Source organism: Veillonella sp. Ser01 (genome assembly GCF_053850375.1).
Map to the genome: position 1 here is coordinate 356,861 of NZ_JBSPUA010000001.1, position 20,277 is coordinate 377,137.

A 20,277-nucleotide genomic window follows, 5' to 3' on the forward strand; every position below is an offset into this window, starting at 1 on the left:
AAAAAGCAGTTAGTTCAAATGAACTAACTGCTTTTTTTGGGGCTCTAGAACCCCAAAGAGTACATGTACTTTTTATTTTACGCGCGTGTAATTTTATTAGAACGAAGGCAGCGAGTGCATACGTTTACTTTTTTAGTAGCACCGTCTACAACCGCCCGTACTCTTTGAATGTTCGGTTTCCAAGTTTTTCTTGTGCGAATGTGAGAGTGACTCACGTTCATACCGCTAGATGTGGATTTGCCACATACTTCGCAAAGGTTTGCCATAGTTTCCACCTCCAAGCTTAATCTATAACATAACAAAAGTATATTATCATAAAGAGTAGCTTAAAGCAAGTGTTTTTATCGTACATATTGCTCTTTTTATGAAATATACTACAATATAAGGTATACTATATATCATATTCTATGATATGAGTGGGCTTTTACACAAGGATATACAGAAATTGGATATATTTCATGTGTTTATCGTATATTTAAAGGAGTTTCTATGGATGAACGGTTGACGACCATAAAGGGGATAGGTCCTGGTCGAGAGAAACAATTACATAAGTTGGGAATTACCAATATAACATCCTTGTTAACGTATTTCCCAAGAACCTATGAAGACCGCCGTACGATTTATAGAATTGGTGATTTAAAATCTGGCATGACTGGTGGCGTGGTTGGGAATGTTATTGCTGTACAAGAAAAACGCCCTCGTCCCCGATTATCTATTTTAGAAGTAGTCATTGCAGATGGTACAGGTCCGTTAAAGATTGTGCTATTTAACCAAGGGTATAAGAAGAACTTTTATAAAAAAGGGCAGCGTCTATATGCATATGGTAAAGCAGAGTTCCAATATGGCGCTATGCAAATGAATACGCCCCAAATAGAAAATTTGGGAGACGGTGGAGAGCCTGACCGAGGTATCGTTCCCATTTATGCTCTTGCAGATGGGGTATCTCAGTTTGTAGTGCGCTCATCGGTACGAAATTGGTTTGCCGCTAATCACGAGTTGCTAGAGATTTTGCCTGCTGAAGTTCGTGAAGCACATCAATATATGACACGTTATGATGCATTTAAAATGATGCATTTCCCAGAGTCTTCAGAGCGATATGAAGAGGCGCGTCATCAACTAGCTTATGAGGAGTTATTTGTCATGCAATCTGGATTGGCATTGTTACGAAATAAAGAACAATGTCATAAAGGTCCTAAGATGGGTCCCAATGGAGACTTAATGGCTCAGTGTATAGAAAATTTACCGTTCTCCTTAACAGGTGATCAACAGCGTGCATTAGAGGACATTCGTATCGATATGGAAGATGAACGGCCTATGCAAAGATTATTGCAAGGTGATGTAGGTTCCGGTAAAACGGTTGTAGCTACCTTGAGTTTGTTGAAAGCCATTGAAAATGGGTACCAAGGGGCGTTAATGGCTCCAACGGAGATTTTGGCGACACAACATTACGAAGGTATAACAGAAGTATGTGGTAATTTGGGGATTACCATAGAGCTATTAACGGGTTCTACTACAAAAAAAGAAAAAGAACGAATCTATGAAGGCTTAGCTGATGGATCCATTCATATGATTATTGGCACCCATGCTCTTATTCAAGAAGGCGTTAACTTCCACAACTTAGGACTCGTTATTATCGATGAACAACATCGCTTTGGTGTAGAACAACGGGCTCGGTTGCAACAGAAGGGGACATATCCTCACGTACTTATTATGACGGCTACACCAATTCCACGAACCATGACATTATCTGTGTATGGTGATTTAGCAGTATCCTTAATCAAAGAAATGCCACCGGGACGTAAACCTGTCAAAACCTATGCTGTAGATAGTTCGTATAAGGAACGATTAAGAACATTCTTTGGCAAGGAGATGGCAGAAGGTCGTCAAGTTTATGTAGTATGTCCACTTGTTGAAGAATCTGAAAAGTTAGATTTACAAGCAGCTGAGGAATTATATCTGGAGTTAAAAGAGTACTTTTACAAGGCTTATGAAATTGGTCTTGTACACGGGCGCATGAAACCAAGTGAAAAGGATGAAGTGATGAATGCCTTTCATAAGGGTGAGATTTCATTGCTCGTTTCTACTACCGTTATCGAGGTTGGAGTTAATGTGCCAAATGCGACGATTATGTGTATTGAAGGGGCAGAACGTTTTGGCCTATCTCAATTGCATCAGTTACGTGGCCGTGTAGGTCGTGGATCTCATCAATCTTATTGCATTCTTGTGAGTGATTCTAAAAATGATGTGAGCCAAGAACGATTAAAATTGATGGAACAGACTCAGGATGGCTTTGAACTAGCAGAGCAAGATTTACTGCTTCGCGGTTCTGGCCAATTATTTGGATTAGCTCAATCAGGATTACCTGATTTGCGGGTTGCTAATATTATTAAAGATATTGAAATATTGGTACAGGCTCGCAAGGATGTACTAGAGTTTGCAAGTCAATATGGAATGGAAAAACTTGAATCTGTAATGAAAGAAGAATTAGAAAAAAGATTTGGTGAAAAATTTCTTAGAATATTGTATAATTAAGAGGTAGGAATAATAAGTACATAAGTAGCGATAATATTAGATTTTATCTGGGTTTTTCCCTTGTGTATCTGTTCCTCATACCGTATAATAGAACAAACAAATTTATTTCATTTTTCATCTATGGAGGTCAATATGCCACTTATTCATGTAGAGCTCGTTGAAGGGCGCACAAAAGAACAAAAAAAACAATTAGGTGAAGCTATCACTAAAGCTGCGGTTGATATCGTTAATGTACCTGCTGACGCAGTAAAGATTATCTTCGTAGATATGAAAAAAGATGATTATATGGAAGGCGGCATTTTGCGGTCTGAACGCTAAGCTACGACTGACCGCCTAGTCCAGATGGACTAGGCGGGTCGTAGTTTTGTTTTATTATACGGAAAGGAATTAAATATGAGAGACGATAAATTCGGTATGCGTGGACTAACTTTTGACGATGTTTTATTAGTACCAGCGGCTTCTGATGTGCTACCACATCAAGTAGAGTTAAAAACTCAATTAACTCGTGACATTACTTTGAATATCCCTATGATTAGTTCTGGGATGGATACAGTTACTGAATCCCGTATGGCTATTGCTATGGCTCGTGAAGGTGGTCTTGGTGTTATCCATAAAAATATGTCTATTGAAGAACAAGCCCATGAAGTTGATAAGGTAAAACGCTCTGAACATGGTGTTATCGTCGATCCTATTTTCTTAAGCCCTCAAAATTTACTATCTGATGCAGCAGAAATTATGGAAAAATATAAAATTTCTGGTGTACCTATCACAGAACATGGTAAACTAGTAGGGATCATTACAAATCGCGATATGCGTTTTGAAACTGATTTAACTCGCCAAATCGGAGACTGCATGACAAAGGATTCCCTTGTTACTGCACCAGAAGGCACCTCTCTTGAAGAGGCGAAAGCAATTTTAAGTGAACATCGCATTGAAAAATTACCTCTCGTAGATGGTGATGGAAACTTAAAAGGATTAATTACTATAAAAGATATTGAAAAAGCGACAAAATATCCAAATTCAGCTAAAGATAGTAGTGGCCGCCTATTAGTTGGTGCTGCTGTTGGTGTGTCTAAAGATTTATATGATCGTCTTGATGCACTTGTATCTGCAAAGGCTGATGTAATCATTGTAGATACAGCACATGGGCATTCTGCAGGTGTACTACGTACATTGAAAGAAATTAAACAAGCTTATCCTCATATTCCTGTTATTGCAGGCAATGTTGCTACTGCAGCTGGTACAGAGGCTCTTATTGAAGCTGGTGCCGATGCTGTTAAGGTTGGTATTGGACCTGGTTCTATTTGTACAACTCGCGTTATTGCAGGTATTGGTGTACCTCAAATTACTGCTGTTTACGAGTCTGCTCAAGTAGGTCGTCGTTATGGCATTCCTATCATCGCTGATGGGGGCATTAAATATTCTGGCGATATTGCTAAGGCTATTGCTGCTGGTGCTAATGTAGTCATGATGGGGAATATTTTAGCTGGTACTGATGAAAGTCCAGGAGAAACAGTGATTTACCAAGGTCGTTCCTATAAAGTATACCGTGGCATGGGTAGTCTAGGTGCTATGAAACTTGGTAGTAAAGATCGTTATTTCCAAACAGAAGCTAAGAAATTAGTTCCTGAAGGTATTGAGGGTCGCGTGCCTTATAAAGGTATGTTGGCTGATACAATTTTCCAAATGGTTGGTGGTTTGCGTGCAAGTATGGGGTATTGCGGATGTCATAACATCCAAGAAATGATTGAGAATACTCAATTCATTCAAATTACAGCGGCTGGTTTAAAAGAAAGTCATCCGCATGATGTAAGCATTACCGTTGAAGCACCAAATTATAGTGGTTGATAATGGAGTATTACATTGAATAAACGTATTTCTGTTTTATCTGTGCCTATCGATTGTGTAACAATGGATGAGGCTGTTCAACGTATTTTACAATTAACTGAAGAGCCGGGACTACATTTAGTAGCCACGGCTAATGCAGAAATGGTTATGTTGGCAAATGAAAACCCTACATTGCACACCATATTGAATAATGCTAGTCTCGTCGTTCCTGACGGGGCTGGCATTTTGTGGGCTGCAGAGCGTCAAGGTGAACATGTTCCTGAACGCGTAACTGGTGTAGACGTAACTAAACGATTATTTAAAGTTGCGGCTGAACGGCAAATTCCTGTATACTGCTTAGGGGCAGCACCTGGTGTTGCTCAACGAGCAATTGATAATTTATCTGCCCAAGTTGGACCGTTAAATATAGCAGGGATTCATGATGGATTCTTCGATAGCACAGAGGAACAAGAAATCGTTAAAGCTATTAGTGAGTCTAAGGCAAAATTAGTCTTTGTTGCCTTAGGCGTACCAAAGCAAGAACAATGGATTTCAGAAAAATTGAGTCACCTGGATGGCGTTGTTGCTATCGGCATAGGTGGTTCCTTTGATGTCTTGGCAGGTAATATTCCTCGGGCTCCAGAATGGATGCAACGCAATCGTCTCGAATGGTTGTATCGATTATATTTAGAACCTCAACGGATTGGCCGCATGTTGGCTATTCCGAAGTTTATGTGGACCGTTATTAGAAATAAATAGAGGAGTGTTGAATCGTGCCTACAGGACCAATAATTAAGGAAGGGTTTCCACTGATAGGGGCTATGCTCATTATCGCGGTGGTATTAGGATTTTTAGGACATTATGTAATTGCGATTATTTCATTTATTCTGGCATTATTTTTCGTCAATTTCTTTAGAAATCCTAAACGTGTAATCCCTCAAGATCCAGATTTAATTTTATCTCCAGCAGATGGTAAAATTATGGATATTTCTGATGTATACGAAGATATTTACTTACATAAAGAGTGTAAAAAAGTAACTATTTTCCTATCTGTTTTTGACGTACATGCTAATCGTGCGCCTATTGATGGTAAAATTACATACCGTCACTACACAATGGGCAGTTTTTTGCCTGCTTTTAAAGATAGTGTAGGTTTTGAAAATGAACGTCATACTATTTGTATTGAAAATGATCGTACTTCCGTATTGGTAACACAAATTGCAGGCCTTTTAGCGCGTCGTATCGTATCTTGGACAGACCTTGATAGCGTGCTTGAACGCGGCCAATTGTACGGGATGATTAAATTCGGTTCTTGTACTGAAATCTACATGGATAAGGATGTAGAGTTGTTCGTGGAAAAAGGTCAACATATTACAGGTGGAGACACTGTTATCGGGAGGTTGCGTCATGAATAAATCTATTATTCCAAATTTGTTTACCAGTGCTAATTTAGCTTTTGGTGTGCTAGGTATCACATTCTCTGCCACAGGAAATACCTTCTATGCTGCTATCTGCGTACTATTATCCTTAGTTGCTGATGGTTTAGATGGTCGTGTAGCGAGAGCTTTAGGTGTGGCAGGACCTATGGGTCGTGAATTAGACTCTTTGTCAGATGTTGTAGGCTTTGGTGTAGCACCAGCTTATATGTTATATATGAAAGAGCTTTATGGTTTGGGATGGATTGCCTATGTACCATTATTAGTATTTGCTGTATTAGGCGCATTCCGTCTTGCTCGCTTTAACATTAAAACTGAAGAAGTTCATGGTTACTTTGAAGGGTTGCCAATTCCAGCTGCAGGTTGCTTGGCGGCTACCTACGTATTGTGTGGTGTAGAGGTTCCTCAATTTGTATTAGTAGTTTGCATGATTGGTGTAGGCTTCTTAATGGTTAGTGAAGTAAAATACCCAGACTTCAAAGGTAAAACTGCAATCAATATTAATAAACTTTCCATTGTACTAACTGCTATTTTTGTCATAGCTTGTCTCGTATATGATTGGCATACATGGGCAGTGATGATTTTTGCTGGTTATGTAGTATTTGGCCTTGTTAATGGGGCGTTAAATATAGTGCGTAAATAAGTGTGTGGAGGATAATAGTATGAATTACCTACTGGATCTGATATTGATCCCTATGCAGGTAATAATCGTAATTTATACGGTTTATTATTTTGTGCTCGCCGTAATTGGTATGTGGCGGTCTCGAGTACATAAAAACTATACCCCTAAAAATTCCTTTGCTATCGTTGTATGTGCTCATAATGAGGAAGCAGTAGTTGGTGAGTTAGTAAAAAACTTACGTAGTTTGGACTACCCTGATGAGTTGTACGATATCTTTGTTGTTGCCGATAACTGTACAGATAAGACTGCTGAGGTAGCAAGTGCTGCAGGTGCCAATGTACATGAACGATTCAATAAAGAAGAAGTAGGCAAAGGCTATGCCATGGGATGGATGTTTGATCGTGTGGAAAAAATGGATCGGAAATATGATGCCTTTCTTATCTTTGATGCCGATAATTTAGTACATCCACAATTTATGTTAGAAATGAATGATCATCTTGAAAAAGGTGAGTCTGTAATTCAAGGTTATTTGAACTCTAAAAATCCAACAGACTCTTGGGTTGCGGGTACATTTTCCATCATGTTTTGGATGGTTAATCATATGTGGCATTTGGCAAAATACCGCATTGGCTTGTCCACAGCACTAGGTGGTACTGGTATGTGTATACGTACATCTGTCATCCGTGAATATGGCTGGGATTGTAATAGCTTAACTGAGGATATGGAATTCTCTATGAAGCTATTAACACATGGTCTTAAAACTACTTGGGCTCACGATGCCATTGTGTATGATGAAAAAGTTACGACTATGATGGCTTCTTGTAAACAACGTTTACGTTGGGCACAAGGTCAATTTGACTGTGCGGATCGATATATTCCTAAATTATTTGCCGCAGGCATTAAACAAGGAAATATCGTTATCCTAGATGGCATTTTACAAGTTAGTCAGCCTTATTTCTTGTTGTTGACAACTATATATTTAGTATTTTCATATATCAATGCATATGTGCCAATTTATACAAATATTTTGTATCAAATTATGCCGATGTCTGTATGGCAAATTATCGGTATTGGTCAATATTTGTTCCCACTTATTGTGTTGTTAAAAATTAAGGTTCCACCTAAAATTTGGTTCTACTATTTGTTATATCCAATTTTTGTATACTCTTGGGTTCCTGTAAATATTTTAGGTTGGTTCCGTCGTCATAATAAGGAATGGTCTCATACAGTTCATACGCGAGCCGTTGGTTTGAATGACGTAAAATTAACACGTATGGGCAATATGAATAAGAATAAAAAATAGAATCTGTAGGAGTGACTATGCATATTTTAATGTGTAATGATGATGGTATTTTAGCAGATGGTTTACGCCGTCTTGCATCGTACTTAAGTCAATATTATCGAATTACCGTTGTAGCACCTGCAAATGAGCAAAGTGCTAAATCCCATGCATTGACGACTGAGATTCCTTTAAAATTAGACGCGTACAATGGCGAGGATGAAAATCCTCGCCTTTATGCTCTAACGGGAACTCCTTCTGATTGCATGAAGTTTGGCCTTAGTTATTTATTGAGTGATGATATGCCTGATCTTGTGATTTCAGGTATTAACCATGGCTTTAATCTGGGCTCAGATGTGCTATATTCTGGTACTGTATCTGCTGCTATGGAAAGTTGTTTTTACGGCATTCCAGGGTTAGCATTATCTGTGGAACGATATTCTCCTGAACGAGGGGATGAACTGCATCCCTTTATCCATGAATTGATAGAAAAGATTTATGTGAAAGGGAATTTTGATGGCCTATTAAATGTGAACTTTCCGTTACGTGGCGTATGTGATTGGGATCATTTTAAAATGGTTAGCCAAGGTTTACAAACTTATAGCAATATTATTGATGCTCGCATTAATTCAAGAGGGCAGGATTACTATTGGCTGGCAGGCGAGCTAGATTATGGTGCTGAAAGTGTTCCCACTGATGTGGAATATGCTCGTAAAGGCTATATAACAGGTGTAGCTCTTACGTGGAAGCAACAATGTGACATCGGTATGGAAACGGTTAAAAATATTTTAGATAAAATATAAAAAATGTGTTGACATTGTTTTGGGATATCTGTATAATAACAAATGTTCCAAGACGCCGGAGTGGCGGAATGGCAGACGCACTTGACTCAAAATCAAGCGGGTAACACCGTGTGGGTTCAAGTCCCACCTCCGGCACCAACTTTAGGCGGTAAGACTTTTGTCTTACCGCCTATTTTTTATATATTTATATTTGTGAATTAATATACGATTATATACATTTTTGTTCGCTTGAGGTGATAATATGGATCAAGGTATGATTGATTATATTGCTAATGTCTTTGATATACCAAAGCTTGCACAACCTGTAAGTGCTGTTCAAATGCCTTTACCGTTAACACGATTGGCGGAGATACCATTAGATAATTCTGTTAATCAGTGCCAAGGCTTTTGTTATAACTCAAAAAAAGATGTATTTGTCCTCGCATGTATAAATGCTGATAATACAAAGCAAATTATTTATGAAATTAATCCCACAACGTTGCAAGTGGCTGCTAAGTATGAGTATAGTCAAAAACGTTTATTAGGTCATATGAATACGTTAACCTATAATCCGAATAACAATCGTTACTATACTACTAATGCTGTTGTAGATGGATATATTGTTACACCTATTGAAGCTAATAGTATGATTGTTGAAGCGCCTATTAAATTGAAAGAAAAGGTATTTAATTTTGCCTTTGATAAAGACCGTAATGAATATGTGTCGATTGTGCCTTTAACAAATTCTCATCGTACTATTAACTACTATGATTCAAATTTTAATAAGGTAAAAACGTATACGATTGATGCAGAGCATACCGACTTAAATAATAATGGTGCTTATGCTGCTAATGGTAACACTATTTTTACAACCTTAACGACCTTCGTTTTCGTCGATGATGAAGGCGTAGTAAAGAATATAAGCCCTTATACTTCAGGAATGGAAGTAGAGGATATGGATTACCGTAATGGTCAGATGTACGTGGCGGTTAACCGTAAAGGTAAGGTAGAAATTTACAGTCTATCCACATTGCCATTCTCTGTAAATGCCTAGATTTTATCTATGTTTTTATCCACTTTAAGAGTGTATAATATAAATGTTAGGATAATTTAGGAGTTATTATGAAATTAGGGAATGATATTATAGAAATTGACCGCATCCGTCAAGCTTTAGAGAAATCTCAATCATTTCGCGACCGTGTATATACGCCTCATGAAATTGATTATTGTGAAAGCCGAAATAAGGGGCGTTACGAGTCTTATGCCGGTATATATACCGCTAAAGAGGCTTTCATTAAAGCATTAGGTACGGGAATGCGTCATGGTTCATGGCAAGATATAGAAATCGGTCATGATGAATTAGGGGCTCCCTTAATTCGTTTACAAGATACTTTTAAAGATATTTATGAAACATTAGGCTATACGGATACACATGTATCGATTAGTCATTGCAAAGCATATGCAATGAGTACAGTTATACTTGAAGGAGCATAAGATGCAAATATTAACAACTGAAGATGCTCGATATATAGATCAAGAAGTACCTAAGCAATTAGGTGTCTCTTTAGAAATTTTAATGGAAAATGCAGGACGTGGCATTGTGGATGCTTTGTGGGGACAATATGACTTGTTTTCCTTAGATAATGCCCGTTCTATCAATAGTTTTGTACTATTTATCTGTGGTACAGGTAACAATGGGGCAGATGGCTTTGTAGCAGCTCGTCATCTTTTAGAGCAAGGTGTACCGGTACAAATTGCACTAGTAGGTGATACGAGCAAATGTAGCGAACTTTTTGCAGTTCAACTCAAGAGATGTGAAGCAATGGGCTGTATCATTGATATGTATGATGATTTTAATGATTGGTCAAATGTAGCTATAGTTGTAGAAGGCATTATGGGAACAGGGTTAGCTGGACGTCTTCGAGATACGACAATAGACATATTGCACGTTATTGATACTATGCGTAGTCAATATAATTTTAATTTGTGGGCTATTGATGTACCTGCTGGCTTAGATGCCACAACAGGTCAAGTAGCTGAAGGTACTTTAGTCTATGATTACACAGTTACCTTTGGTGCTATCAAACAAGGTTTATTACTATATCCTGGCAAGGCTGTAGGGGGTACTGTAGTGGTTGCTCCTTTGGGAGCTCCTTGGCAGCAAGTATTAGTTAATCGTGATAGTACTATAACTATTGATTCAGATTTAGCAGAAACACTAATTAATTATCGAGTTCCAATGGCTCATAAAGGAGTAAATGGAAATACCCTAATTATTGGTGGCTCTAGTGATATGGTGGGAGCCCCTATGTTAACTGCAGAAGCTGCTGTTCATAGTGGTGCTGGTAAAGTTACATTGTGTGTTCCAGAGATAATTAAACGGGCAGTACAAGGACGTATCATACCAGAAGTGATGGTTACCACTATCAATGAAAATCACTCCATTTATGAAAGCCGTCAAGTAGTTGCTATTGGACCCGGTTTGGGACGTACAATAGATATTCCGGATTTAGTAAATCATGTTATTGATTGCTATGAAGGTGCTCTGGTCATTGATGCTGATGCGTTGTATGCATTAGGTCATGTGGGATCTGTAGATAAAGATGCATTGCGAGATGGTAAGGTTGAGTCTATATATAAGATGGAACGACAGTTACCATATTGTGTGATGACACCTCATTTAGGTGAATTTAGTAGACTTATTGATTTGCCTATAAAATGGATTGAACGTCACTATATTACATTGGCACGAGCATTTGCTAAGGCTCATCAGGTAGTACTTGTTCTAAAAGGAATTCCTTCTGTTGTGGCACTACCTGATGGTACAGTATATGTTAATACTATGGGAAACGCTGGTATGGGAACTGGCGGTATGGGGGATGTATTAACGGGAGTCATTGCAGGCTTTATCAGCCAAGGCTATTCCTTACAGGATAGTGCCATTTTAGGGGTCTATGTACATAGCCGCAGTGCAGATATACTAAGTGATACGAAAACTTGGGGATATACACCTAGTGATGTAAGTACTTCTATAGGCTGTGTCATTAGTGAATTATTGGGAGAATAAGAATGACAAATAAAATACAACGCTTTATAGCCTTTTTACTAGTGCTATGTATTCCAATTTTTGCTATTGCAGGATGTACGAATAAAGATGTAGCTAATGCAGCATCTCAGACTAGTTCTAGTACAAATGAAGGCTATTCTATCGATACTAAGCAAACGAACCCTGAAGGCCATCTAGACGTATATATGTTAGATATCGGTCAAGGGGATGCTATACTGCTTAAGGTTGGCGATGAATATAGTATGATCGATACAGGTGACATAGAGCATCGTGAAAATATTGTAGCTCAGCTAAAATCTATGGGTGTTACTAAGTTAAAAAATATTATCATTACACATCCACATGCTGATCATATGGGGGGCTTCTACGCTATTGCGAAAGCTATGCCCATTGAACATGTGTATGATGATGGCATTTCTGTTGATAATAATATGTATAAAACCTATGAGAAATGGATTGATAAAAATAAAATCCAACGCTCCACATTGCGTAGTGGAGATATAGTTGATTTTGGACATGGTGCTGTATTTGTAGTATATGCACCATGGGCGGAACCTTTAACAGATAAAAAAGGGGAGCCAGATCTTAATAATAACTCTATTGTAGGTAAATTAATTTTTGGTAAATTCTCTATGCTCTTTACTGGTGATGCAGAATTACAAGAAGAGAAAAAACTCATAAAAGAGCAGAACTCTAGACTGTTTGCTCGTGTTCTTAAGGTAGGACATCACGGTTCTCGTACAAGTAGCTCTGAAGATTTTTTGAAATCTATTAAACCAGAAAGTGCATTAATTTCAAATGGCATGTATAATAGTTATGGTCATCCTCACGATATAACATTGCGTCGTTTGCAGGAGAACAATATTGCCATTTACCGTACAGATACGATGGGACGTATTCACATTAGTACGGATGGGAATGAATGGCAAATTACAACTGAACGTTAGTATCGATTGTATAGCACAAAAAATAATTTTAAGCAACTGATTTTTGTGTTTACTGTATAAAGACTTTATATAGTAATATGTATAATCGGCATACTAATCTTCATGTTTGTATGAAATAATCTATCTATAATCTAACATTAGTTTATGGATAGATTGGAACGATGAGACTTTGATTCACAAAGATATCATCGACTCATCTCTATGGTTTGGACACTACGTATGTCAGTTAGATTGGAGTGAATGTATTGCGTAAACTATTTTTTATGTGCCTTGCTGTCTTGATGGCTTTACCTCTATTCTTGACTCAAGCAAAGGCAGCTAATCTTGAAGATGCTCGATGGGTGACACGAACTGATGCACCTGTACCATATGTTCGTATGGTAATGGATTTATCAGCACCTGTGAAAGCGTCTGCATCGATTAGCAAAGATGGGAAAACGACGACTGTTACCTTAAAGAACACAAAGCTAAAAACTGCTAAAGCGAATATTAATATGGATTCTAGCATAGCTAGTTCTGCTAGACTTACAGAGGACGGCAGAGATGTGAAGGTAACAATCAAGACACCTTCATCTATCGATACGAGTGATGTAAAGGTATTTTCCCTAAAGAAAGATACGGTTAATAAGAAACCGTACCGCATCGTTGTAGATGTACAGAAAAAAGGTGTGGCACCTAAACCTGCTTACTATGGCAAACGTCCATCTCCTTCTGCACATCCTGCGAAAAATATGCCCACAGGATCTGGTAACTATTCTATTAGCGGTGGTTTATCTGGCAAGACAATTACTATTGACCCAGGTCATGGTGGTAGTGACTCTGGTGCCGTTGGACCACATGGTGTACAAGAGAAAAATATTACACTACCGATTTCTATGTACTTGAAAAAAGCCTTAGAAAATCGTGGCGCTAAAGTGCTTATGACTCGTACTACAGACGTAGACGTATATGGTCCTAATGCAAGTGGTGTTGATGAATTAGGCGCTCGTGTTAATGTAGCGAACCGTAGCAATTCTGATGCGCTCATCAGTGTGCATATTAACGCATTTAACAACCCAAGTGTTGGTGGTATTGCAACATACTACTATACTAAAACAGGTAATGATGCTCGTTTAGCACAAAAGGTACAATCTCAAATTGCTAGTGTACCAGGATTCAATGGTGACCGTGGCATTCAAGAAGGCAATTTGTATGTATTAAGACATACTAATATGCCTGCCATTCTTGTAGAGCTTGGATTTATTTCTAACCCTAATGAGGAACGTGCATTGCAATCTCCTCAAACACAAGAAGACTTTGCTAATCGCATTGCCAATGGTGTTGCTAGTTACTTTGGAGGTTAATCGATGAAATTACGTAAACAAGTTCTGTCGATCCTCTGTGTAGGCTTGCTTGCATTTGTAGCGGGTTGTACACCTAATCAAGCTCCTACAACAGGTAAAAGTGAACCTGCGCAAGAGACGAAAGTCAATAAGGATGCAGAAACAACAAAAGTATCTCAAGAAAAGGTTAAGATGGCCTTCTTTGTTCCAACAGAGGATGGCTCAGGGGTAACACAATCAACCGTTGAGATGGAGGCGGATAAAGTAACGCCTAAAGCCGCTCTTCTAGCGATGCTAAAAGCTGATAGAGCACAAAAATATCCAGTATTCTCTAAGGATATTGAAATCACATCTGTTACTGTAAAGGACGGTATTGCTTCTGTAGAAGTGAATGACGCTTTCGTAAAAGGTAATGGTGGGGACTTAACTGTTAAATTGCAAATGGCTGCCATTGTAAATACATTGACATCCTTTGATAATATTAATGGCGTTCTATTCGTTAATAATGGTAAAAAGGTTCTTACTGTAGGTTCCTTTGATACGAAAGATCCTGTTAAACGGATGACAAACCTAATTAAAAAATAATTTCATTGATAGCAGATAGTTGATATATCAACTATCTGCTATTTTTGTTGTCTTTTATATATGTTACAATACAATATGTATACTAATCGGAAGCCAGGTGATGAGATGCAATTAAAAGAGGTAGGGGAATTCAATTTCATAAGCCACATTCAAAATGATACGATACATGATTCGAGCACTGTAATTACAGGGATTGGTGATGATTGTGCAGTGTATCGTGCTACAGATGAAACAGATCAACTAATTAGTACAGATACGATGGTGGAAGGTGTTCATTTTAGCTTTCGCTATATGAAACCTTATGATGTAGGCTATCGTCTCATGACAGCTAATTTAAGTGATATTGCTGCTATGGGTGGGACCCCTCGACAAATAGTGTTATCTTTGGCGGCACCTGAATATGTTGATACTGCTATTCTAGATGAAATCTATAGAGGCATTAAAGCTCAATGTGCTAGATATCATCTCAATATACTTGGTGGAGATACGGTGCGTACGGAAGGACCTATGGTGTGGACTGTTACCATCATAGGCGAGGTTCCTACTGGCACTGCTATTATGCGTAGTGGTGCACAAGTTGGCGATATTGTGGGCATTACAAATTATGTAGGTTATGCTGCCACAGGTTTAGGTGCGTTATCCTATAATTTAGATGGCTATGCTATGACGAAGGTTGGTCATCAACGACCTGATCCACAAATTGAATTAGGTCAACAATTGAGACAACTGGGAATTCATAGTATGAATGATATTAGTGATGGTCTTGGTAGTGAATTAAATGAAATTGCATCGGCTAGTAACGTATCTATTGTTATAGAGGAAAAAGCTATTCCACTTCATGAAGAAACTTATGAATTAGCCAAGTATTTACAGACTAATCCAGTGGATTATGCATTATATGGTGGTGAGGATTTTCAACTAGTATTCACGGCTCCTAAAGCATTGATTCCTAAATTAGAGAATTTATCTGGCATTACTATAATCGGTGAAGTTATATCTGGACCATGTCATGTTCAGATGGTAACACCGGATAAAACGATTAAGACCATAGAAGCGAAAGGATATAATCATTTTCATGAATCATAAGGCACATGTTCAATTAGAAACTCATACAGTAGAAGATACACAACAATTTGGACAGTTATTAGGCAGATGGGCCAAACAAAGCGGAGAACCTTTATGTATTGCTTTAATTGGTGATTTAGGGACAGGAAAAACGCACCTATCCCAAGGTATTGCGAAAGGCTTTGGAGTTACAGAGGAGATTACAAGCCCTACCTTTGCAATCATGAATACTTATGATGTGGATAGAACACATTTATATCATTTTGATGTATATCGTTTGGATGATATAAGCGAGCTTGAAAATATTGGCTTCTACGAATATACAGAGGATTGCGTATCCATTGTGGAATGGGCGGATAAATTCCCAGATGAATTACCAGATGAAACATTATGGATTTATTTGACGCGCATTGATGATACAAGCCGATCTATCACATTAGGTAGTGATTACCTTTCAGAGGATGATTTAGTAGAAATAGGAGGCCCATATGTGGTTGGGAATTGAGACAAGCTCACTCGTTTCGAGTGTGGCTTTAATGGATGAGCATAACCTTATTGGTGAGTTGACTATCCAAGCTGGATTAACTCATTCTGAGCAACTAATACCTCACATTGATATGTTATTGCGTGCCTCACAAGTAAAAAAGAATGAGTTAAAAGGTATTATCGTTAGTATCGGGCCTGGTTCTTTCACTGGATTGCGTATTGGCATGGGGACCGCTAAAGCAATGGCTTACGCCTTACAAATTCCATTGTATGGTGTGATGACAATGGACAGCTTAGCTCGTAATGTTTCATATACAAATCGTACAATTTGTACCGTTATCGATGCTCAGAAAAAGCATGTATATGCTGGTTTATATAGATATGAAAATAATAAACTAGTATGTAAAGAGGAGCCATTTGTTATTGCTGCTAGTGATTTATTAGATAAATTTAGAGAAACAAAGGAAGAGGTTCTATTCTTAGGGGATGGTATCAAGCGCATTGAAAAGCTCTTAGAGGAAGGCGATACTAATTTGACTGTACTAGATATTTCTCAACGTATTCCAAAGGCAAGTTCATTACTATTAGCGGGGCGTGAATTGGTCGAACGTGAAGAGATATGTGATCCAATGGATATGGTTCCTTATTATATTCGTCGCTCTGAGGCAGAGGTGTTATGGGAGGAACGACATAAGGATAATCCTGAAATGTTAAATCAAAATCCTACTGTGGTAGTGACTGAAGCGGCAGGAGCAGAATAATGGAGATTCGGTTAGCGACTATCGATGATGCTCAGGTCATTTATGATATAGAACAGCAGTCCTTTTCAGTTCCATGGAGTTTGGAATCTGTACTTGCTGAACTTGAAGGGACCGATAATAAATTATATATGGTTATTTACGAAGATAATCATATTGTTGGTTATGCTGGTGCTTGGCTCGTATATGATGAAGGACAAATAACAAACATTGCCATTATTCCTTCTGCTCGTGGTAAGGGATATGGGTCAGAACTTACTAAACAATTAATAGATGAATGTTTCAAGAGAGGTATGCATGAAATCTTCTTAGAGGTACGCATATCCAATTTGCCCGCCTTAGCGATGTATAGAAATCTTGGATTCTCTGTTAAAGGGATTCGTAAAGATTATTATTCAGAGCCAAAAGAGGATGCTTATATTATGTCTCTTGTTTCAGAGGAAATAGAATGAGTATATACACATTAGCCTTGGAAAGTAGTTGTGATGAAACATCTGCATCTGTCTTAAAGGATGGTCGCACTGTTTTATCTAATGTAATTTCTAGCCAAGTGCCTATTCATAGAAAATTTGGTGGTGTTGTGCCAGAAATCGCATCACGTCACCATATAGAACAAGTTATACCAGTTATAGATCAAGCGCTACGCGATGCAAATGTAACGTTACAAGATATTGACCATATTGGTGTTACCTATGGTCCTGGTCTCGTAGGGGCCTTATTGGTTGGTGTAGCAGCTGCGAAGGGATTATCCTTTGCTACAGATATTCCTTTGGTGCCAGTTCACCATATGGAAGGTCATATTTTTGCTAACTTCTTAGCTAATCCAGAATTAGAACCTCCATTTTTGAGTCTCGTTGTATCTGGTGGTCATACCATGCTAGTTCATGTGAAAGGATATGAAGAGTTTGATATTCTCGGTCAGACTCGCGATGATGCAGCAGGTGAAGCATTTGATAAAATTGCTCGTGTTATGGGCTTCCCTTATCCAGGTGGACCTCATATCGATGCTCTCGCCATTGAAGGCAATCCAGAGGCTATTGAATTTCCAAAGGCGTTGAGTGAGCCCGGTAATTTTGAATTTAGTTTTAGTGGCTTAAAATCTGCTGTATTAAATTATCTAAATAGTAAGCAGCAAAAGAATGAACCTATTAATCAAGCCGATGTTGCGGCGTCCTTCCAAAAGGCTATTGTTGATGTATTAGTTGAAAAAACGAAAGATGCAGCTCATACATTAGGTGAAACGCGTATTACCATTGCGGGCGGCGTATCTGCTAATAAAGGCTTACAACAAGCCTTAGAGGTTATGTGTAAGGAAGAAGGCTTTACCTATTACAAGCCTCATAAAATTCTGTCCACCGATAATGCAGCCATGATTGGTTGTCGTGCCTATTATATGGCTCAAGCTGGTAAATTTGGCGATTTAACATTGAATGCAAAACCAAGTGTTGAAATTGGCCATGTATCTTGGAAAGAGGATTAATTGTGGATATTGGTCAAGATATTTTAAATACAACACCATTAGGTCCCTTACAAACCTCATTACTAGAGCATATTAGTAAACTTATATCCTTTGGCGAGTCATTGACCCGTCAAAGGATACAGATTTTTACGCCTCTTCTAGAAAAACCACAAGGTGATATGCAGCAACGTTCAGATATGCTATGCATTGAACGGACCGAGCAAGGTGTTATTACTCGACAAATAAAAGGAAATAATACGTGGCATTCTATGATGGAAAATGGTCAACCTCTTATTGGGGGAGAGCATGATCAACGACAACATGTTTTTCCTGTTGTCGATAATGGTGGTCGTATTATTGGGGGGATAGCTTTTACAGTATCTCCATCTATTAAAAAAAATCAATATGAACAAGAATATATCTTATCTGATACGATGCAACGGCTTATGCTAACTGCTACAGATGAGCAAATACAATCGTATGAGCCAATTTCTTATTTTGATGGTTTAATCATCTTCGATGATTCTCATAGAATTCTCTATGGTAATGAGTCGGCTATACAATTAGTAGATTTACTAGGCTTTGATCGACGACTAGTAGGGTCATCAATTTATAGCAGTACCTTAAAAATTTCCGCCATACAACAAGTGTTGGATGATAGAACGATATACACTAGTGAAGAAATTTATCAAGATATGGTAATTCGTCAGCATATGATTCCTATTGCGATGGGACGCAATGAAACACGTTGTTTCCTCGTGCTTCACGATTGTACCCGTGAAAGTAAGCAGCAACAAGAATTGCTAGTAAAGAATTCTATTATCAAAGAGGTTCATCACCGTGTAAAAAACAATTTACAAACTGTAGCGGGATTACTACGTATGGAAGCAAGACGTTCTAGCCTGCCAGAAGTTAAACAAGCCTTACAAGAGGGAATCAATCGTATTGAAAGTATGGCTTTGGTTCACGATATTGTGTCCCATTATGATGAGGATTATATTGGTATCCGATCAATCTATGACGAGTTATGTCGTTTGTTGCGCATGAGTATGATCAGACAAGACCAAGAGGTTACCTTTACCTATAGTGGAGAAGATATATTGATTTCCTCTCATATGGCAAGTTATGTATCCCTCATAACTAATGAATTAATTACTAATAGCCTTGAACATGGTTTAGATGGTAAAGCAGGGGAGATTCGTCTAGCTGTTTCGGAATTAGAGGAATATATTGTATTAGATTTTTCTGATACGGGAAAAGGGTTACCTCAAGATTTCTCTATTAACTCGAATAAGCGTTTAGGATTAACTATCATTAATAATTTAGTTACCCATGAGTTAAAAGGGCGTCTATCTGTTAAAAATACTGATACCGGTGTTCTAGTGACAATACATATGAAGAAGGAGAAGTAAATGCGCGTTTTAATAGTGGATGATGAATCCCTTATACGTATGGATCTACGCGATATTATTGAATCCTGTGGTCATGAAGTTGTGGCAGAAGGGACTAATGGTGTTGAAGCCATCAAGCTTTGCAAAGAATATAAACCTGATATTGTTTTAATGGATGTAAAAATGCCAGAATTAGATGGCATCGAAGCAGCACGTCAAATTGGCTTTCACCATGAAGCACCTGTTGTGTTGTTAACCAGTTATAGTCAACAAGATTTAATAAATAAGGCTAGAGAATCTGGCGTATATGGATATTTAATTAAGCCTGTTCGTGAAGAACAATTGGTTCCAACCTTAGAAATGGCATTAGGGCGTTATCATAGTGATGCTGAGTTACGCGAAAAAATGGCTGAATTAGAACAATCATTAGAGGATCGTAAAATCATTCAAAAGGGGACTGGTATATTGATGGAGCTATACTCTATATCAGAAGAGGAAGCCTATAATCGTATTCGCGCCCTAAGTATGAAGAAACGAGATAGTATTGTTAATATCTGTAAAGCATTAATTAATCAAGTTTCAAAATAGATATAAAGACTAGTATAAGAATCAAAGCTTATACTAGTTTTTTTGTGTCTAACATCAAATAAAAACTAAAAAGTCAAAAAATCAAAATTTCTACTTGCATTTATTTTGACATAGGTTATAATAATACATGT

22 protein-coding genes and 1 tRNA gene are annotated in these 20,277 nt (G+C 38.0%); 22 read left to right on the top strand and 1 reads right to left on the bottom strand.

The features are described from left to right. Nucleotides 1–77 precede the first annotated feature (77 nt). Nucleotides 78–266, bottom strand: coding sequence for a 50S ribosomal protein L28 (gene rpmB / locus ACWTVK_RS01645; protein WP_005386334.1), 189 nt, complete (start codon nucleotides 264–266; stop codon nucleotides 78–80). Nucleotides 267–489: 223 nt separating this feature from the next. Here rpmB and recG point away from each other — a divergent pair, with 223 nt between their 5' ends. The 22 genes from recG to ACWTVK_RS01755 all read left to right on the top strand — a co-directional run bounded on the left by recG (nucleotide 490) and on the right by ACWTVK_RS01755 (nucleotide 20,146). Further along, nucleotides 490–2,532: an ATP-dependent DNA helicase RecG gene (gene recG, locus ACWTVK_RS01650; RefSeq protein WP_456045738.1), complete on the top strand. Its 2,043-nt coding sequence runs from the start codon at nucleotides 490–492 to the stop codon at nucleotides 2,530–2,532. A 132-nt stretch (nucleotides 2,533–2,664) separates the two neighbouring features. Next, the gene (locus tag ACWTVK_RS01655) at nucleotides 2,665–2,850 is read left to right on the top strand and encodes a 4-oxalocrotonate tautomerase (protein ID WP_060924254.1); all 186 of its coding nucleotides are present in this window, start codon (nucleotides 2,665–2,667) and stop codon (nucleotides 2,848–2,850) included. Between the two features lie 75 nt (nucleotides 2,851–2,925). Next, nucleotides 2,926–4,380 carry an IMP dehydrogenase gene (gene guaB, locus ACWTVK_RS01660; RefSeq protein ID WP_129823092.1) on the top strand — a complete coding sequence of 485 codons (1,455 nt, stop codon included), beginning with the start codon at nucleotides 2,926–2,928 and terminating at the stop codon, nucleotides 4,378–4,380. A gap of 15 nt (nucleotides 4,381–4,395) precedes the next feature. Next, a complete protein-coding gene (locus ACWTVK_RS01665) occupies nucleotides 4,396–5,118 on the top strand; it encodes a WecB/TagA/CpsF family glycosyltransferase (protein WP_060924256.1) in 723 nt (240 codons plus the stop codon). A 14-nt stretch (nucleotides 5,119–5,132) separates the two neighbouring features. After that, nucleotides 5,133–5,774 carry a phosphatidylserine decarboxylase family protein gene (locus ACWTVK_RS01670; protein WP_060924257.1) on the top strand — a complete coding sequence of 214 codons (642 nt, stop codon included), beginning with the start codon at nucleotides 5,133–5,135 and terminating at the stop codon, nucleotides 5,772–5,774. Then, nucleotides 5,767–6,438 (top strand): CDP-diacylglycerol--serine O-phosphatidyltransferase, encoded by a 672-nt coding sequence (pssA, locus tag ACWTVK_RS01675; RefSeq protein ID WP_456045739.1) that lies wholly within the window; start codon nucleotides 5,767–5,769, stop codon nucleotides 6,436–6,438. Before ACWTVK_RS01670 ends, pssA begins: the two co-directional genes overlap by 8 nt. A 19-nt stretch (nucleotides 6,439–6,457) precedes the next feature. Next, nucleotides 6,458–7,720 (top strand): glycosyltransferase family 2 protein, encoded by a 1,263-nt coding sequence (locus tag ACWTVK_RS01680; protein WP_456045740.1) that lies wholly within the window; start codon nucleotides 6,458–6,460, stop codon nucleotides 7,718–7,720. A 17-nt stretch (nucleotides 7,721–7,737) separates the two neighbouring features. Beyond that, entirely contained in the window at nucleotides 7,738–8,499 is a 762-nt protein-coding gene (gene surE / locus ACWTVK_RS01685; protein WP_298633014.1) for a 5'/3'-nucleotidase SurE, read from the top strand. 54 nt (nucleotides 8,500–8,553) lie between these two features. Further along, nucleotides 8,554–8,637: transfer RNA gene (locus ACWTVK_RS01690), tRNA-Leu, on the top strand. A 103-nt stretch (nucleotides 8,638–8,740) separates the two neighbouring features. After that, nucleotides 8,741–9,532 (top strand): hypothetical protein, encoded by a 792-nt coding sequence (locus tag ACWTVK_RS01695; protein ID WP_456045741.1) that lies wholly within the window; start codon nucleotides 8,741–8,743, stop codon nucleotides 9,530–9,532. Nucleotides 9,533–9,600: 68 nt separating this feature from the next. Further along, nucleotides 9,601–9,972, top strand: a complete 372-nt coding sequence (acpS, locus tag ACWTVK_RS01700; RefSeq protein ID WP_456045742.1) for a holo-ACP synthase — start codon at nucleotides 9,601–9,603, stop codon at nucleotides 9,970–9,972. A 1-nt stretch (nucleotide 9,973) separates the two neighbouring features. Further along, nucleotides 9,974–11,545, top strand: a complete 1,572-nt coding sequence (locus ACWTVK_RS01705) for an NAD(P)H-hydrate dehydratase (RefSeq protein WP_456045743.1) — start codon at nucleotides 9,974–9,976, stop codon at nucleotides 11,543–11,545. Between the two features lie 2 nt (nucleotides 11,546–11,547). Further along, nucleotides 11,548–12,492, top strand: coding sequence for a ComEC/Rec2 family competence protein (locus ACWTVK_RS01710; protein ID WP_456045744.1), 945 nt, complete (start codon nucleotides 11,548–11,550; stop codon nucleotides 12,490–12,492). A gap of 245 nt (nucleotides 12,493–12,737) precedes the next feature. Beyond that, nucleotides 12,738–13,835: an N-acetylmuramoyl-L-alanine amidase family protein gene (locus tag ACWTVK_RS01715; RefSeq protein WP_303940723.1), complete on the top strand. Its 1,098-nt coding sequence runs from the start codon at nucleotides 12,738–12,740 to the stop codon at nucleotides 13,833–13,835. 3 nt (nucleotides 13,836–13,838) lie between these two features. Beyond that, on the top strand, nucleotides 13,839–14,399 hold the full coding sequence (locus tag ACWTVK_RS01720) for a GerMN domain-containing protein (protein WP_456045745.1): 561 nt from the start codon (nucleotides 13,839–13,841) through the stop codon (nucleotides 14,397–14,399). 105 nt (nucleotides 14,400–14,504) lie between these two features. Continuing rightward, on the top strand, nucleotides 14,505–15,485 hold the full coding sequence (gene thiL / locus ACWTVK_RS01725) for a thiamine-phosphate kinase (protein ID WP_456045746.1): 981 nt from the start codon (nucleotides 14,505–14,507) through the stop codon (nucleotides 15,483–15,485). Then, nucleotides 15,475–15,969 (top strand): tRNA (adenosine(37)-N6)-threonylcarbamoyltransferase complex ATPase subunit type 1 TsaE, encoded by a 495-nt coding sequence (tsaE, locus tag ACWTVK_RS01730; protein ID WP_456045747.1) that lies wholly within the window; start codon nucleotides 15,475–15,477, stop codon nucleotides 15,967–15,969. Before thiL ends, tsaE begins: the two co-directional genes overlap by 11 nt. Continuing rightward, nucleotides 15,953–16,711: a tRNA (adenosine(37)-N6)-threonylcarbamoyltransferase complex dimerization subunit type 1 TsaB gene (gene tsaB, locus ACWTVK_RS01735; protein WP_456045748.1), complete on the top strand. Its 759-nt coding sequence runs from the start codon at nucleotides 15,953–15,955 to the stop codon at nucleotides 16,709–16,711. The genes tsaE and tsaB overlap by 17 nt, the downstream gene beginning before the upstream one ends. Continuing rightward, nucleotides 16,711–17,160, top strand: a complete 450-nt coding sequence (gene rimI, locus ACWTVK_RS01740; RefSeq protein ID WP_456045749.1) for a ribosomal protein S18-alanine N-acetyltransferase — start codon at nucleotides 16,711–16,713, stop codon at nucleotides 17,158–17,160. The genes tsaB and rimI overlap by 1 nt, the downstream gene beginning before the upstream one ends. Next, nucleotides 17,157–18,188 (top strand): tRNA (adenosine(37)-N6)-threonylcarbamoyltransferase complex transferase subunit TsaD, encoded by a 1,032-nt coding sequence (tsaD, locus tag ACWTVK_RS01745; protein WP_456045750.1) that lies wholly within the window; start codon nucleotides 17,157–17,159, stop codon nucleotides 18,186–18,188. Before rimI ends, tsaD begins: the two co-directional genes overlap by 4 nt. 2 nt (nucleotides 18,189–18,190) lie before the next feature. Next, the gene (locus tag ACWTVK_RS01750) at nucleotides 18,191–19,579 is read left to right on the top strand and encodes a sensor histidine kinase (protein ID WP_456045751.1); all 1,389 of its coding nucleotides are present in this window, start codon (nucleotides 18,191–18,193) and stop codon (nucleotides 19,577–19,579) included. After that, entirely contained in the window at nucleotides 19,580–20,146 is a 567-nt protein-coding gene (locus tag ACWTVK_RS01755; RefSeq protein WP_105089276.1) for an ANTAR domain-containing response regulator, read from the top strand. Nucleotides 20,147–20,277 lie beyond the last annotated feature (131 nt).

Coding starts and splice junctions, on each gene's coding strand:
- rpmB (WP_005386334.1), bottom strand. CDS start 266: ATGGCAAACCTTTGCGAAGTATGTGGCAAATCCACATCTAGCGGTATG.
- recG (WP_456045738.1), top strand. CDS start 490: ATGGATGAACGGTTGACGACCATAAAGGGGATAGGTCCTGGTCGAGAG.
- ACWTVK_RS01655 (WP_060924254.1), top strand. CDS start 2,665: ATGCCACTTATTCATGTAGAGCTCGTTGAAGGGCGCACAAAAGAACAA.
- guaB (WP_129823092.1), top strand. CDS start 2,926: ATGAGAGACGATAAATTCGGTATGCGTGGACTAACTTTTGACGATGTT.
- pssA (WP_456045739.1), top strand. CDS start 5,767: ATGAATAAATCTATTATTCCAAATTTGTTTACCAGTGCTAATTTAGCT.
- ACWTVK_RS01680 (WP_456045740.1), top strand. CDS start 6,458: ATGAATTACCTACTGGATCTGATATTGATCCCTATGCAGGTAATAATC.
- surE (WP_298633014.1), top strand. CDS start 7,738: ATGCATATTTTAATGTGTAATGATGATGGTATTTTAGCAGATGGTTTA.
- ACWTVK_RS01695 (WP_456045741.1), top strand. CDS start 8,741: ATGGATCAAGGTATGATTGATTATATTGCTAATGTCTTTGATATACCA.
- acpS (WP_456045742.1), top strand. CDS start 9,601: ATGAAATTAGGGAATGATATTATAGAAATTGACCGCATCCGTCAAGCT.
- ACWTVK_RS01705 (WP_456045743.1), top strand. CDS start 9,974: ATGCAAATATTAACAACTGAAGATGCTCGATATATAGATCAAGAAGTA.
- ACWTVK_RS01710 (WP_456045744.1), top strand. CDS start 11,548: ATGACAAATAAAATACAACGCTTTATAGCCTTTTTACTAGTGCTATGT.
- ACWTVK_RS01720 (WP_456045745.1), top strand. CDS start 13,839: ATGAAATTACGTAAACAAGTTCTGTCGATCCTCTGTGTAGGCTTGCTT.
- thiL (WP_456045746.1), top strand. CDS start 14,505: ATGCAATTAAAAGAGGTAGGGGAATTCAATTTCATAAGCCACATTCAA.
- tsaE (WP_456045747.1), top strand. CDS start 15,475: ATGAATCATAAGGCACATGTTCAATTAGAAACTCATACAGTAGAAGAT.
- tsaB (WP_456045748.1), top strand. CDS start 15,953: ATGTGGTTGGGAATTGAGACAAGCTCACTCGTTTCGAGTGTGGCTTTA.
- rimI (WP_456045749.1), top strand. CDS start 16,711: ATGGAGATTCGGTTAGCGACTATCGATGATGCTCAGGTCATTTATGAT.
- tsaD (WP_456045750.1), top strand. CDS start 17,157: ATGAGTATATACACATTAGCCTTGGAAAGTAGTTGTGATGAAACATCT.
- ACWTVK_RS01755 (WP_105089276.1), top strand. CDS start 19,580: ATGCGCGTTTTAATAGTGGATGATGAATCCCTTATACGTATGGATCTA.